Origin of the sequence: Citrobacter sp. CK189, from assembly GCF_030333505.1 — a bacterium.
GTDB lineage: Bacteria > Pseudomonadota > Gammaproteobacteria > Enterobacterales > Enterobacteriaceae > Citrobacter_B > Citrobacter_B koseri.
Map to the genome: position 1 here is coordinate 1,196,116 of NZ_JAOWFV010000038.1, position 14,710 is coordinate 1,210,825.

Here is a 14,710-nt window from a genome sequence, read left to right on the forward strand (position 1 = left end):
GGGCGCATTTACTCTTTCTGAAAAATGAATAATATTAAGCACTGCGTTCACAAAAAGAGAAAATCATGGATCTGACTCAGCTGGAAATGTTCAATGCCGTGGCCGAAACCGGCAGTATTACGCAGGCGGCGGCGAAGGTGCATCGCGTCCCGTCGAACCTCACTACGCGAATCCGCCAGCTTGAGGCCGATCTTGGCGTGGATCTGTTTATTCGTGAAAGTCAGCGGCTGCGCCTTTCTCCCGCCGGACATAACTTTCTGCGCTACAGCCAGCAGATCCTGGCGCTGGTTGATGAAGCGCGAATGGTGGTCGCCGGTGATGAACCTCAGGGACTGTTTTCACTCGGCGCGCTGGAAAGCACCGCAGCGGTACGCATCCCGGCCACGCTTGCCGGGTACAATCAGCGTTACCCCAAAATCCAGTTCGCCCTCTCTACCGGGCCTTCCGGGACAATGCTCGAAGGCGTTCTGGAAGGCAGACTTAACGCAGCGTTTGTTGATGGCCCGATTACTCATCCGGGTCTTGAAGGTATGCCGGTATACCGTGAAGAGATGATGATTGTCGCCCCTCATGGGCATTCCCCCGTACGGCAGGCAAAAGACGTGAATGGCAGCAATATCTACGCCTTTCGCGCAAACTGCTCTTATCGCCGTCACTTTGAAAGCTGGTTTCATGCCGATCGCGCGATGCCCGGCACCATTCATGAAATGGAGTCGTACCACGGCATGCTGGCATGCGTTATCGCCGGAGCGGGCATCGCGCTGATCCCTCGTACCATGCTGGAAAGTATGCCCGGGCATCATCAGGTTGAAGCCTGGCCGTTGAGCGAAGAGTGGCGATGGCTGGACACCTGGCTTGTGTGGCGTCGCGGGGCAATGACCCGTCAACTGGACGCGTTTATCGCCCTGCTGAATCCGTCCTCGCAGCCATAGCATTATCCTATGGGTTTGGGGCTACGACTGCCGGGAGAAGCGTTTTATACTGCGCAAGACGAAAACGGATATGGAACAGTCATGAACACCAAAGCGCGTAAAGTGATGATCATTGGGGCAGGTAATGTTGGCGCATCAGCAGCTTACGCTCTGCTCAATCAGAATATTTGTGAAGAACTGATTCTGGTCGATTTGAACAGAGATCGCTCGGAAGGCCATGCTTTGGATCTCGCCGACGCAGCGGCCTACATGCCGGGGATGATGACCATTTCCACCCGAGAGGCGCGTGAATGCGCCGATGTCGATATCGCCGTGATTACCGTTTCCGGCGGCGCATTAAAACCAGGGCAAACACGGCTTGATGAGCTGAACAACACTGCGCGGATCGTCCAAAAGATCGTGCCGGAAATGATGGATGGCGGCTTTAACGGCATCTTTCTTATCGCCACCAATCCTTGCGATATCATTACCTGGCAGGTATGGACGCTATCAGGCCTGCCGCGCAGCCAGGTAATCGGCACTGGCGTCTGGCTGGACACCACCCGTTTACGGCGCGCGCTGGCGCAGGAACTGGATATCGGCGCGCAAAGCATCGATGCCTTTATTCTGGGAGAGCATGGCGATACGCAATTCCCGGTCTGGTCCCACTCCTCCGTCTACGGTTCTCCGATTGCGGATGTTTATCAACGCCGTACGGGTAAAATCCTGGACGTCGAGGCGATGGCGGAAAAAGTGCGCAAACATGGGTTTGAAATCTATAACCGCAAAGGCTGCACTGAATATGGTATTGCCGGAACCATTGCGGAAATTTGCCGGAACGTCTTCACCGGAAGCCATCGGGCGCTGGCCATCTCCTGCGTACTGGAGGGGGAATACGGCGTTGACGGCGTCGCCATCGGCGTACCGGCGGTGCTGACTCAAAGCGGTGTTCAACAAATTATCGAATTACAGTTAGCCGATGATGAACTGGCGAAATTCAGATACTCCGCCGAAGTCATCAAAGCGAATATCGCAAAACTCCCCTGAATACGGTGTCCGGGATGATTTCCATACCCGGACGCCATTTCGTTTGTTTCATCAATCGGCCCACCAACGATAATGAGACATACATCACAAAACGATTGTATTTTCGCCAGCAAACGTTTTAAGATCGTGACCTCGCCTTTTCGCAACTGACCCGATTTACTCTTATGACAACAAACACTGTTTCCCGCAAGGTCGCGTGGCTACGGGTAGTTACGCTTGCTATTGCCGCTTTTATTTTCAATACCACAGAGTTTGTCCCTGTTGGCTTACTGTCGGACATCGCCCGGAGCTTTGCTATGCCGACCGCGCAGGTCGGGATTATGCTGACGATCTATGCCTGGGTTGTGGCGCTGATGTCGTTGCCCTTTATGTTGCTGACCAGTCAGGTTGAGCGGCGTAAACTGCTAATCTGCCTGTTTGTTCTCTTCATTGCCAGCCATGTGCTCTCCTTCCTGGCATGGAATTTTACCGTGCTGGTAATCAGCCGCATCGGGATCGCGTTTGCACACGCCGTCTTCTGGTCTATTACCGCTTCGCTGGCCATTCGCCTTGCGCCGCCAGGCAAACGTGCGCAGGCACTGAGTCTGATCGCCACCGGAACCGCGCTGGCGATGGTGCTGGGGCTGCCTATCGGGCGTATTGTTGGTCAATACTTCGGCTGGCGAACAACGTTCTTCGCCATTGGTATAGGGGCGTTAATCACGCTGGTATGCCTGATCAAACTGCTGCCGAAATTGCCCAGCGAACATTCTGGGTCACTAAAAAGTCTGCCGCTGCTGTTCCGTCGCCCGGCGCTAATGAGTATTTATTTACTGACGGTCGTGGTGGTCACCGCACACTATACGGCATACAGCTATATTGAACCGTTTGTACAGACGGTGGCGGGTCTGAGCGCAAACTTTGCCACGGTATTACTGCTGATCCTCGGCGGCGCCGGGATTATCGGCAGCGTGGTATTCGGCAAACTGGGTAATCAGTACGCCTCGCCGCTTATCAGCATTGCCATTATGCTGCTGGTGATTTGCCTGATGCTCCTGCTGCCCGCAGCAGACAGCGAAAGCCATCTTGCCGTGCTGAGTATTTTCTGGGGCATCGCCATTATGGTGATAGGCCTGGGGATGCAGGTGAAAGTCCTGGCACTGGCGCCGGACGCCACCGATGTGGCAATGGCGCTGTTCTCAGGCATTTTTAATATTGGCATTGGCGCTGGCGCATTGGTGGGGAATCAGGTGAGTTTACACTGGTCGATGTCCACTATTGGCTACGTCGGCGCAGTGCCAGCCCTGGCGGCGCTGGTGTGGTCGATCATTATCTTTCGCCGCTGGCCTGTTTCGCTGGAAGAACAGCCGCAGCATTGAGGATAAGTTCCCCCCGACTGAATACTACTGAGACTTTCGGGGGGAATTCTGACTTAATGGTAAGTCTTAATAATTTCCAGCACGCCGTTAATGATAAACTGCACGCCCATACAGACCAGTAAGAAGCCCATCAGGCGGGAAATAGCTTCAATTCCCCCCTTGCCGACCAGACGCATAATCGCCCCTGAACTGCGCAGAGAACCCCACAGAATCACTGACACCGCCAGAAAAATAAGCGGTGGCGCCACCAGAATAACCCAGCCGGGAAAATCGACGCCGTGACGTACGGTAGAGGCCGAACTGATGATCATCGCGATCGTCCCCGGCCCTGCGGTGCTCGGCATCGCCAGCGGAACAAAAGCGATATTGGCAGAAGGCTCATCCTCCAGCTCTTCTGACTTGCTTTTCGCCTCCGGCGATTCGTGCGCCTTCTGCTGCGGGAACAACATCCGAAAGCCGATAAAGGCGACAATCAGCCCACCCGCAATGCGCAAACCGGGGATGGAAATTCCAAAGGTGTTCATCACCAGTTGACCGGCGTAATATGCAACCATCATGATGGCGAACACATACACGGAGGCCATCAGCGACTGACGGTTACGCTCCGCGCTGTTCATATTACCGGCCAGGCCTAAAAACAACGCCACCGTGGTTAGCGGGTTCGCCAAAGGCAGCAGGACAACCAGCCCAAGCCCTATCGCTTTAAACAAATCCATCATAATGCCATCTCTTCCCCATCAAGCTCGTTGTAAGCGGCAAGTATAAAGGGAAAACGCGGCGTTTCGCCATTAAGCATTCATTATGCCGAATAAGCATAACCAGTAATTATTATTAATAAATTACCCTGTGATACAGCCCCTGCACTGACGCGTTTTAGCAAATCGTGGCATCCCCTTATTCATTCGATTGACTTATATTTGCCTGGGCAATAGTATCTGCCGTGACTAACTACTTGCCGGGGCAACCATTGTGAAAAGCACCAGTGACCTATTCAACGAAATCATCCCGCTGGGTCGCTTGATCTACATGGTCAATCAGAAAAAAGATCGTCTGTTGAACGACTATCTGTCGCCGCTGGATATCACCGCATCGCAGTTTAAGGTGCTCTGTTCTATCCGTTGCGCGGTATGCATTACCCCGGTCGAGCTGAAGAAAGTGCTGTCTGTCGATCTCGGCGCATTGACGCGCATGCTTGATCGGCTGGTCTGTAAAGGCTGGATCGAAAGACTGCCAAATCCACATGACAAACGCGGCGTGCTGGTGAAACTCACCGAACACGGCGCGGCAATTTGTGAGCAATGTCATCAGTTAGTAGGACAAGACCTGCACCAGGAACTAACAAAAAACTTAACGGCGGATGAAGTGGCAACACTTGAGCTTTTGCTTAAGAAAATCCTGCCGTAAACAGAAAGAGGTATGACGATGTCCAGACGCAATACTGACGCTATTACCATTCATAGCATTTTGGACTGGATCGAAGATAACCTGGAATCGCCGCTCTCACTGGAAAAAGTGTCAGAGCGTTCAGGTTACTCCAAATGGCACCTGCAACGGATGTTTAAAAAAGAGACCGGTCACTCATTAGGCCAGTACATCCGCAGTCGCAAAATGACTGAAATAGCCCAGAAATTAAAAGAAAGTAACGAGCCGATCCTGTACCTGGCGGAACGTTATGGCTTTGAGTCACAGCAGACGCTGACCCGGACATTTAAAAACTATTTCGACGTCCCACCGCATAAGTACCGTATTACCAATATGCATGGCGAATCCCGGTATTTGCATCCACTCAACCATTGTAATTGCTAATCGCCTGTTAATGACGTAATCGAGGAAATCATGAAATCTCTGTCTTCCGCAATGCTGGCTGTGCTGCTTGTCGTCTCTGGCCAAAGCATTGCGGAGCAAACCGCACAACCTGGAACACAAAATAATCGCGATGCGATGGTCATGCCGTCTGCGCATGATCAGTCGCCATTCGATTTCAATCATATGGGTGCGGGAAGCGATAAATCCGACGAATTAGGCGTACCGTATTACAACGGACACAGCCTGTAATTCGTTTTTGCCCCGCCACTGCGGGGCTTTTTTTATCCCCTTACCTGCGCCGCTTTGCGCAGCCGAAAACCAAACACGTTGATGTACAAACCCGCCATAATCAGCACCGCGCCAAGAAACTGTAACCCGGTAAGCGTCTCATTGAGCAACACAGCCGCGCTGGCCAACCCCACGACCGGCACCAGCAAAGACAGCGGCGCCACGCGCCAGGTTTCATAGCGTCCGAGCAACGTTCCCCAGATCCCGTAACCGACAATCGTGGCGACAAACGCCAGATACACCAGCGATAAAATCGTCGTCATATCAATCGCGATCAGGCTCTGAACCATCTGCGCAGAACCGTCCAGAATCAAAGAGGCCAGAAAGAAGGGAATAATCGGGATCAGCGCGCTCCAGACCACCAGCGACATCACCGCCGGGCGACTGGCATGTTGCATGATCTTCTTATTGAAAATATTCCCGCACGCCCAGCAGAACGCCGCCGCCAGCGTTAACATAAACCCGAGCATCGCAATATGTTGCCCATTGAGGCTGGCTTCTATCAGCAGCAGAACGCCAAACACCGCCAGCGCGATACCGGCCACCTGTTTGCCCTGCAAGCGCTCGCCGAACGCAAACGCGCCCAGTACGATGGTAAAAAACGCCTGCGCCTGTAGCACCAGTGACGCCAGCCCGGCAGGCATTCCGAATTTAATCGCACAAAAGAGAAACGCGAATTGACCAAAACTGATGGTCAGGCCGTAGCCGAGTAACAGCGACAGCGGGATTTTCGGGCGCGCAACGAAGAAGATGGCCGGAAACGCGACCAGCAAAAAACGTAATCCCGCCAGCATCAGCGGCGGCATATTGTGCAGCCCGACTTTGATGACGACAAAGTTAAGCCCCCACACCACCACGACCAGTAACGCCAATAACCCGTCTTTACGCGACATACCACGGCCCCTGCAAATATTAAATTTTTGTAAAAAAGTTAAGTTAACGGAAATCATCGCCCCGGAACAGATCATTAATTCAGGTAGGGCGGGACGAGCACTTTCGAACAACATCCCGGGTATACATCACACTTTTGCCGTGCTATTGCTTTAAATCACCAATAAATATAATGAAACGCATTGTCGGGCAGGAAAATGAACACAACGCTGAGACGCTCCACCCTCGCTTTACTCGCCTCATCACTGTTATTGACCATTGGGCGCGGCGCCACGCTTCCGTTCATGACGATCTATCTTAACCGCCAGTACGATCTGAGCGTCGATCTGATCGGTTATGCCATGACGGTAGCGTTAACCATCGGCGTGATTTTCAGCCTGGGTTTCGGCATCCTCGCGGATAAGTTCGATAAAAAGCACTATATGCTTCTGGCAATTTCGGCGTTCTTGCTGGGCTTTATCGCCATCCCCCTGGTGCACAGCGTCACGCTGGTGGTGCTGCTTTTCGCCCTGATAAACTGCGCCTACTCCGTCTTTGCCACCGTGTTGAAAGCCTGGTTTGCCGACAATCTTTCCGCCACAACCAGGAGCAAAATATTTTCCCTCAACTATACCGTGCTCAATATTGGCTGGACCGTCGGGCCGCCGCTTGGCACCCTGCTGGTCATGCAAAGCATCAACCTGCCGTTCTGGCTTGCGGCCATTTGCTCTGCTTTCCCGCTGGTGTTTATCCAGACCTGGGTGAAGCGCGCAGAGACGCCCGTTGAAGGAACAACGGCGTCAGTCTGGTCGCCATCGGTGCTGTTACGCGATAAAGCCCTGCTCTGGTTTACCCTGTCGGCCTTCCTGGCGTCATTTGTCAGCGGCGCGTTCGCCTCATGTATTTCCCAGTATGTCATGGTCGTCGCGAACGGTAATTTTGCCGAAAAAGTGGTGGCTGTCGTACTCCCCGTCAACGCGGCGATTGTCGTCAGTCTGCAATATGCCGTAGGCCGTCGGTTAACGACCGCAAATATCAGACCCTTGATGGCGGCCGGCACAATCTGTTTCGTGGCTGGGCTGGTTGGTTTTATGATTTCAGGAAACAACCTGTTGCTCTGGGGGCTCTCCGCCGCCGTATTCACCATTGGCGAGGTTATTTATGCCCCGGGCGAATATATGCTGATCGATAACATTGCTCCGGCGGGGATGAAAGCAAGCTACTTCTCAGCGCAGTCGCTTGGCTGGCTCGGCGCGGCGGTCAACCCGCTGGTCAGCGGCGTGATCCTCACCACCTTGCCCGCCTGGACCCTGTTTGCGGTGCTGATCGTCGCGATTATTCTTGCCTGGGCGCTGATGCTAAAAGGGATGCGGGCCAGACCCTGGGGGCAGCCCGCAATGTGCTGACAGCGCGCCAGACTGTGCCGGATAACGTCCGGTACAGTCCCGGAACTCAGATCGCGACCAGCCCGCGGACGCCCTCCGCTTCCATATTCTCGCCCCTGCCGCTCTGAATAATGCTTCCCCGCGACATCAGTAAGTAGTGATCCGCCAGTTGGGCGGCAAAATCATAGAACTGCTCCACCAGCAAAATCGCCATATCCCCCTGACGCGCCAGATGTGCAATCACCTGCCCAATCTCTTTGATCACCGACGGCTGTATCCCTTCGGTCGGTTCATCCAGAATTAACAGCTGAGGACGGCAGGCCAGCGCCCGGCCAATTGCCAACTGCTGCTGTTGCCCCCCGGAAAGATCGCCCCCTCGCCGGAGCTTCATCTCTTTAAGCACCGGAAAAAGCGCGTAAATATCATCCGGCACCTGTTTTGCATCGCGGGCGGAAAAACGCGACAGCCCCAACAACAGGTTTTCCTCTACCGTCAGGCGAGGAAAAATCTCCCGCCCTTGCGGCACATAGGCGACACCGGCCCGCACGCGCTGATGCGGTTTACGCTGGGTGATGTTCTTCCCCTGCCAGACCACATTGCCGGTGCGTGCCGGGATTAACCCCATCAGACACTTCAGTAAGGTGGTTTTTCCCACGCCGTTACGCCCAAGCAAACAGGTTACTTCGCCAATGCGGGCCTCAAAACTTACCCCGCGCAGGATATGACTGCCGCCGTAATATTGATTCAGTTCATTCACCTGTAACATCCGTCCTCCCTATCGCCCGAGGTAAACTTCAATAACCTGTTCATTGGCCTGGACGTCGCGCAGGCTCCCTTCCGCCAGCACGCGCCCCTGATGCAAAACGGTAACATGGTCGGCAATGGTTTCGACAAACCCCATGTCATGCTCCACCACCATCAGCGAGTGTTTCCCCGCCAGAGTGCGAAACAGCTCGGCGGTATACTCCGTTTCCGCGTCCGTCATCCCCGCCGCAGGTTCATCCAGCAACAGCAGGTGCGGCTCCTGTACCAGCAGCATACCGATTTCCAGAAACTGCTTTTGTCCGTGCGAAAGCAGCCCGGCGCGACGCCCACGCTCCGCGCCCAGACGCAATAACCCGAGCATCTCGTCAATGCGATCCCGCTGCTCGCCCGAGAGGCGCGCTCTTAACGTGGCCCAGACGGATTTATCCTCTTTCATCGCCAGTTCCAGATTCTCCTCCACCGTCAGGGCCTCAAACACGGTCGGTTTCTGAAATTTACGCCCAATGCCCTGGCGGGCAATCGCAATAGGATCGAGCGAAGTTAAGTCCGTGGACTGATCGTAAATCGCGCGTCCGCTTTGCGGCCGGGTTTTACCGGTAATCACATCCATTAAGGTGGTTTTTCCGGCGCCATTAGGGCCAATAACGCAGCGCAATTCCCCCACGCCAATGTTCAGGGTTAAATCCGTCAGCGCCTGGAAGCCGTCAAAATTGACGTTGATCCCTTCCAGTTGCAGAACCGGGTCTGTTTGATCGCGAAAACGATCCCCCGGCAACTGGCGGGTAAAAAGTCCGTCATCCGGTTGCATCATTTTTCTCCTTTGCGAAACAGACCAATGACGCCGCGCGGTAAAAACAGCGTAACGCCAATAAAGATCAGGCCGAGAAACAGCTGCCAGTACTCCGGCATAATCACCGTAAACAGACTTTTAGCGCCGTTCACCAGCACTGCGCCAAACACCGGGCCAATTAAGGTGCCACGCCCGCCCAGCGCGACCCAGATAGCCGCTTCAATAGAGTTGGTCGGCGACATTTCGCTGGGGTTAATGATGCCGACCTGAGGAACGTACAGGGCGCCCGCCAGACCGCACAGAACAGCGGAGAGCGTCCATACCAGCAGTTTGAAGCCACGCGGATCGTACCCACAAAACATCAGGCGATTTTCCGCATCGCGCACGGCGGTCAGAACGCGGCCAAACTTACTGCGCGCAAGGAGATACCCCAGCCACAGCGCCAGCACCAGTAATATGACGGTCGCGAGAAACAGCGCTACGCGCGTGGAGGTCGCCGCAACAGGGAAGCCCAGCAACGTGGTAAACCCCGTAAACCCGTTATTGCCGCCAAACCCGGTTTCGTTACGGAAAAACAGCAGCATGCCTGCGAACGTCAGCGCCTGGGTCATAATGGAAAAATAGACGCCTTTGATTTTTGAGCGAAAGGCAAAATAGCCGAACACCAGCGCCAACAGTCCCGGAACCAGCACGACCAGCAGCATCGCCCAGGCGAAGTGCTGCGTTCCCCACCAGAACCACGGTAATTCACTCCAGGAGAGGAAAGACATAAACGCGGGAAGTCCGTCGCCAGAGGCCTGACGCATCAGATACATTCCCATCGCATACCCGCCCAGCGCGAAGAAAATACCGTGCCCCAGCGACAGCATTCCGGCATACCCCCACACCAGATCCAGCGCCACAGCGACAATGGCGTAACAGAGGATCTTCCCGGCCAGCGTTAACACCCAGACCGGGACAGCCAGCGGGTGATCCGCAGGCAGCAGCGCCAGAAAAGGCAGAATCAGCAGCGCCGCCAGCAGGCAAAGGCCAAAAACCTGGACAGTACGCGGCGCTCTACGCGCCAGTGTTAATGTCATTGGCATGGTCATTAATCAATAACCCTCCCTTTCAGCGCAAACAATCCCTGAGGCCGTTTCTGGATAAACAGAACGATCGCAATCAGAATGACGATTTTGCCCAGCACCGCGCCCATTTGCGGTTCCAGAATCTTATTGAAGATACCCAACCCAAATGCGGCGGCCACGCTCCCCGCCAGTTGTCCGACGCCACCGAGCACCACCACTAAAAATGAATCAATAATGTATCCCTGACCCAGTTCCGGCCCGACGTTGCCCAGTTGCGACAAGGCCACGCCGCCCAACCCGGCGATCCCCGACCCGAGGCCAAACGCCAGCATGTCCACGCGCCCCGTCGGCACGCCGCAACACGCCGCCATACTGCGGTTCTGCGTTACCGCGCGAACGCGCATCCCGAGGCGGGTTTTATTCAGCAATAGCCAGGTGAAAAACAGCACCAGCATGGCGAACCCCAGCACCACGATACGGTTCCAGGGCAACGTCAGGTTGGCATAGACCTGCACCCCGCCAGAAAGCCACGCAGGGTTGGCAACCTCCAGGTTTTGCGCGCCAAAGGTCATGCGTACCAGCTGGATCAGCATCAGGCTAATCCCCCAGGTCGCCAGCAGCGTTTCGAGAGGACGACCATAAAGATGGCGAATAATGCCGCGCTCCAGCGCCATTCCAGTTCCGGCAGCGATCAGGAAGGCAACCGGCAACGCCACAACGGGATAAAACGCCAGCCACTGTGGCATGAACTGCCCCATAAACTGCTGAACCATCCATGTGCTGTACGCGCCAAGCATCAGCATTTCACCGTGCGCCATATTGATTACGCCCAGTAATCCATAGGTGATCGCCAGCCCCAGGGCCGCCAGCAGCAGAATCGATCCCAGCGACAGCCCCATAAACGCCTGCCCCAGGAGATCGCCAATCACCATCCGCTGCGCGATTGCGTTCAGGCTTTCTGTCGCGGCCTCGCGAACACGCGCATCCGGTTCATGTTCAGCATCCGTAAAGGGTTGCAGGCGTGATTGCGTTTCCGGGTCGCCCGACTGCCCCAGTAGGACAATCGCCTGACGCCGGACGTCAGCGGAAGGACTCACCAGTTGCAGGTTAGCCAGCGCAATCTCCAGACGTGATGTCACTTCGCTTTCCGTTTCCTGCGCCAGCCGCTGCTGTAAAAGCGGCAGCATCGCGGGCGTGGCCTCCCGCTGTAACAGGCTAGCGGCAGCGGCTCTTTCCGTGACATTGTCACTTAATAGTTGATGCGTGGCTAACGCCCCGCTGACCAGGTTTCGCAGACGGTTAGTCAGACGAACCTTTTTCAGTTCGTCATCGGGCGCGGCGACAGCGCCAAGCGGCAGAACCTGCGTACCCTGCCGAATGAAAGCGTGTTTTGCGCTATCAGTCAGCACATTCTCACGCGCTAATGCGTTCAACAAAGGCAAACGCTGCGCCTCAGGCGTGATGGCCCATTGTTCTAATAACGTCGCCTGTTGCGCCCGGCTGGCGCCAACAAACACATCGGCATCGGTTGCCTGCACGATCCACGGCACCAGCCACGTCATTAGCAACACACCCCGAATAAAGCGCATGGCTTTCATGAAAGTGTTCTCCAGAATGTGCCCTCCCGCAGGAGGGCAAAAGATCAGTTGCTGGCGGTTTTAACAGGCTGGTCTGATTTTTTATCGTTACCGGCGATAAACGGGCTCCAGGGCTGGGCGCGAACCGGTTCGTCGGTTTGCCATACCACATTGAACTGGCCGTTATCTTCAATTTCGCCAATCATGACGGGTTTATGCAGATGGTGGTTGGTGGCGTCCATCGTCAGGGTAAAGCCAGACGGCGCAGCGAAGGATTGCCCCGCCATCGCCTCGCGGACTTTATCGACGTCGGTCGTACCGGCTTTTTCTACTGCCTGCGCCCACATATGCAGGCCCACATAGGTCGCTTCCATCGGATCGTTGGTCACGACGGTGTCGGCATTCGGCAGCTTATGCGCTTTGGCGTATGCCCGGTAATCCGCAACGAATTTCTGGTTAGTGGGGTTGTCGACAGATTCAAAATAGTTCCACGCCGCCAGGTTGCCCACCAGCGGTCTGGTATCGATACCGCGCAACTCCTCTTCACCGACCGAGAATGCCACGACCGGCACGTCTGTCGCTTTTATCCCCTGATTCGCCAGCTCTTTGTAGAACGGAACATTTGAGTCGCCGTTAATGGTGGAGACCACCGCCGTTTTGCCGCCCGCAGAGAATTTTTTGATATTGGCGACGATAGTCTGGTAATCGCTGTGTCCGAACGGGGTATACACCTCTTCAATATCTTTATCCTCGACGCCTTTGGCATGCAGCCAGGCGCGAAGGATCTTATTGGTGGTACGAGGGTAGACATAATCGGTTCCCAGCAGGAAAAAGCGTTTCGCGCTGCCGCCGTCTTCACTCATCAGATACTCGACAGCCGGAATAGCCTGCTGATTTGGCGCTGCGCCGGTATAGAAAACATTCGGCGATAACTCTTCCCCTTCGTATTGCACAGGGTAAAACAGCAGCCCATTTAACTCTTCAAATACCGGCAACACCGATTTACGCGATACCGACGTCCAGCAGCCAAACACGACCGCGACTTTATCCTGGCTCAGCAGCTGACGCGATTTCTCTGCAAACAACGGCCAGTTTGAGGCCGGGTCAACCACCACCGGTTCCAGCTTTTTGCCCAGCACGCCGCCTTTAGCATTGATCTCATCAATCGTCATCAACGCCATATCTTTAAGCGGGGTTTCCGAAATGGCCATCGTGCCGGATAGCGAATGCATGATGCCGACCTTAATCGTATCGGCCGCCTGAACGCTAAAGCTCAGCCCTATCGCAACCACCGAGGCGGACAGTGCAAAGGCTTTTAATAATGTACGACGCTGCATAGTTTCACTCCTGAAATTAAGCTTGCTGGAAGTCCCGGTGCAACCGGACGGGCAAATGGTGCAAATTAAGGATGTTCAGAAGTAATAAGGCAAAATCGGTGCCAGATTTTTAAATGTCTATAAATATCAATTTATTAACCGGCAACAGGGCTGAAACAAGAAAATCGGAAACCACAAGGCGGGAAATACAACGAGGAAAATGATCCAGAATGAAACAGCGTTGCATTACGAATGTGCAACGCTGTGTAACAAAGAGAGGAAACTTACCAGACCTGACTGGCGATTTCGGTGATGAGGCGTACTTTGCCCCATTGCTGGGCTTCCGTCAGCGTATTCCCCTCTTCCGTGGAGGCAAATCCGCACTGTGGGCTAAGGCAGATCTGCTCTTTTGCGACATAGCGCTCTGCCTCCTGCAAGCGGGCTTTCACCCCTTCCGGGTTTTCCAGCTCGCCGTTTTTCGTGGTCACCAGTCCCAGAACCACCTGCTGACGTCCGGGTCGAACAAAGCGCAGCGGCGCGAAATCACCGGAGCGATCGTTATCATATTCCAGGAAAAACGCATCAACGTTCACCGTGCCGAACAACACTTCCGCCACCGGTTCATAGCCCCCTTCAGAGATCCACGTCGAACGGAAATTTCCCCTGCAAACATGCAGCCCGACCGTCAGATCGGCTGGTTTATCCTCCAGCGCACGGTTAATCACGCGGGCATAAATCTGCGCCAGCTCGTCAGGATCGTCACCCCGCTCACGAATCTGCTGACGTTGCTGGTCGGAGCACAAGTAAGCCCAGACGGTGTCATCCAATTGCAGATAACGACAGCCTGCTTCATAAAAAGCATGAATCGCATCGCGCCAGGTGGTAGCTAAATCATCGAAATAAGCGTCCAGATGCGGATAAACGGTAGCATCGATATCTTTGCGCCCGCCACGGAAATGCAGCACGCTGGGGGATGGAATGGTCATTTTGGGCTCGGCTGCGCCGCTAATGCTTTTCAGATAGCGGAAGTCTTCCAGCATAGGGTGATCGCCAAATCCCAGTTTTCCGGTAACGCGCACGCCGTGCGCTTTTGTCTGCACGCCATTAAACTGGATCCCCTTCTCAGCGTCATAGCGTTCAACGCCTTGCAGTCCATCGAAGAAATCAAAATGCCACCAGGCGCGGCGAAACTCGCCATCCGTGACGACATGCAGCCCGCAGGCACACTGCTGCTCCACAACAGTGCGGATAGCGTCATCTTCCACCGTACGCAATTGTTGCGCCGTTATCTCGCCGCGTGCAAATTGCAAACGAGCTTGTTTGATCGTGTCCGGGCGTAAAAAACTGCCGACGATGTCTGCACGAAACGGGGCCTGTTGTTTTTGCATGTGATCTCCTCATTCACCCGGCGTTAGTTGCCTGACGTGATAATTTATTATTTGAATCTTAGACTTCTGGATGGCTATGCGTCTAAAAATGACATGCAACCTGCTCACTGACAACCGAGAAAAATTCATCACCCTTGAAATA

The 14,710-nt window shown here is 54.6% G+C and carries 15 protein-coding genes; 7 read left to right on the top strand and 8 right to left on the bottom strand.

Annotation, left to right across the window (positions count from 1 at the left end; genetic code table 11):
* Nucleotides 1-65: 65 nt before the first annotated feature.
* The 3 genes from ptrR (at nt 66) to OGV83_RS15530 (ending at nt 3,316) form a co-directional block, all read left to right on the top strand.
* Nucleotides 66-932, top strand: a complete 867-nt coding sequence (gene ptrR / locus OGV83_RS15520) for a putrescine utilization regulator PtrR (protein WP_286463968.1) — start codon at nt 66-68, stop codon at nt 930-932.
* Nucleotides 933-1,013: 81 nt separating this feature from the next.
* Nucleotides 1,014-1,958 carry an L-lactate dehydrogenase gene (locus tag OGV83_RS15525; RefSeq protein WP_049011690.1) on the top strand — a complete coding sequence of 315 codons (945 nt, stop codon included), beginning with the start codon at nt 1,014-1,016 and terminating at the stop codon, nt 1,956-1,958.
* Nucleotides 1,959-2,122: 164 nt separating this feature from the next.
* The gene (locus OGV83_RS15530) at nt 2,123-3,316 is read left to right on the top strand and encodes a sugar transporter (protein ID WP_012132421.1); all 1,194 of its coding nucleotides are present in this window, start codon (nt 2,123-2,125) and stop codon (nt 3,314-3,316) included.
* Between the two features lie 53 nt (nt 3,317-3,369).
* On the opposite strand, the gene OGV83_RS15535 is transcribed toward OGV83_RS15530, so the two are convergent.
* The gene (locus OGV83_RS15535; RefSeq protein ID WP_012132423.1) at nt 3,370-4,035 is read right to left on the bottom strand and encodes a MarC family NAAT transporter; all 666 of its coding nucleotides are present in this window, start codon (nt 4,033-4,035) and stop codon (nt 3,370-3,372) included.
* A 250-nt stretch (nt 4,036-4,285) separates the two neighbouring features.
* Between OGV83_RS15535 and marR the strand changes: the two genes are divergently transcribed.
* The 3 genes from marR to marB are packed head-to-tail and all read left to right on the top strand — an operon-like array spanning nt 4,286 to nt 5,371.
* Nucleotides 4,286-4,720 carry a multiple antibiotic resistance transcriptional regulator MarR gene (gene marR, locus OGV83_RS15540; protein ID WP_012132424.1) on the top strand — a complete coding sequence of 145 codons (435 nt, stop codon included), beginning with the start codon at nt 4,286-4,288 and terminating at the stop codon, nt 4,718-4,720.
* 18 nt (nt 4,721-4,738) lie between these two features.
* Entirely contained in the window at nt 4,739-5,122 is a 384-nt protein-coding gene (gene marA, locus OGV83_RS15545; RefSeq protein WP_024130339.1) for an MDR efflux pump AcrAB transcriptional activator MarA, read from the top strand.
* Between the two features lie 30 nt (nt 5,123-5,152).
* Complete coding sequence (marB, locus tag OGV83_RS15550) at nt 5,153-5,371, top strand: multiple antibiotic resistance protein MarB (RefSeq protein WP_071258310.1); 219 nt, start codon at nt 5,153-5,155, stop codon at nt 5,369-5,371.
* Between the two features lie 32 nt (nt 5,372-5,403).
* Here the strand turns inward: marB and eamA are convergent, their stop codons facing one another.
* Nucleotides 5,404-6,303: an O-acetylserine/cysteine exporter gene (eamA, locus tag OGV83_RS15555; protein WP_230011113.1), complete on the bottom strand. Its 900-nt coding sequence runs from the start codon at nt 6,301-6,303 to the stop codon at nt 5,404-5,406.
* A 195-nt stretch (nt 6,304-6,498) separates the two neighbouring features.
* Between eamA and ydeE the strand changes: the two genes are divergently transcribed.
* Nucleotides 6,499-7,686, top strand: coding sequence for an efflux MFS transporter YdeE (gene ydeE, locus OGV83_RS15560; protein WP_286463973.1), 1,188 nt, complete (start codon nt 6,499-6,501; stop codon nt 7,684-7,686).
* A 46-nt stretch (nt 7,687-7,732) separates the two neighbouring features.
* Here the strand turns inward: ydeE and urtE are convergent, their stop codons facing one another.
* The 6 genes from urtE to OGV83_RS15590 form a co-directional block, all read right to left on the bottom strand.
* Nucleotides 7,733-8,431, bottom strand: coding sequence for an urea ABC transporter ATP-binding subunit UrtE (gene urtE / locus OGV83_RS15565; protein ID WP_200076313.1), 699 nt, complete (start codon nt 8,429-8,431; stop codon nt 7,733-7,735).
* 9 nt (nt 8,432-8,440) lie between these two features.
* Nucleotides 8,441-9,238, bottom strand: a complete 798-nt coding sequence (gene urtD / locus OGV83_RS15570; RefSeq protein ID WP_024130341.1) for an urea ABC transporter ATP-binding protein UrtD — start codon at nt 9,236-9,238, stop codon at nt 8,441-8,443.
* Nucleotides 9,238-10,311, bottom strand: coding sequence for an urea ABC transporter permease subunit UrtC (urtC, locus tag OGV83_RS15575; RefSeq protein ID WP_012132433.1), 1,074 nt, complete (start codon nt 10,309-10,311; stop codon nt 9,238-9,240). Before urtC ends, urtD begins: the two co-directional genes overlap by 1 nt.
* A complete protein-coding gene (urtB, locus tag OGV83_RS15580) occupies nt 10,311-11,885 on the bottom strand; it encodes an urea ABC transporter permease subunit UrtB (RefSeq protein ID WP_286463977.1) in 1,575 nt (524 codons plus the stop codon). Before urtB ends, urtC begins: the two co-directional genes overlap by 1 nt.
* Before the next feature lie 44 nt (nt 11,886-11,929).
* Nucleotides 11,930-13,201: an urea ABC transporter substrate-binding protein gene (gene urtA, locus OGV83_RS15585; RefSeq protein ID WP_071258307.1), complete on the bottom strand. Its 1,272-nt coding sequence runs from the start codon at nt 13,199-13,201 to the stop codon at nt 11,930-11,932.
* 263 nt (nt 13,202-13,464) lie between these two features.
* A complete protein-coding gene (locus tag OGV83_RS15590; protein WP_199975765.1) occupies nt 13,465-14,568 on the bottom strand; it encodes a cobalamin-independent methionine synthase II family protein in 1,104 nt (367 codons plus the stop codon).
* Nucleotides 14,569-14,710 lie beyond the last annotated feature (142 nt).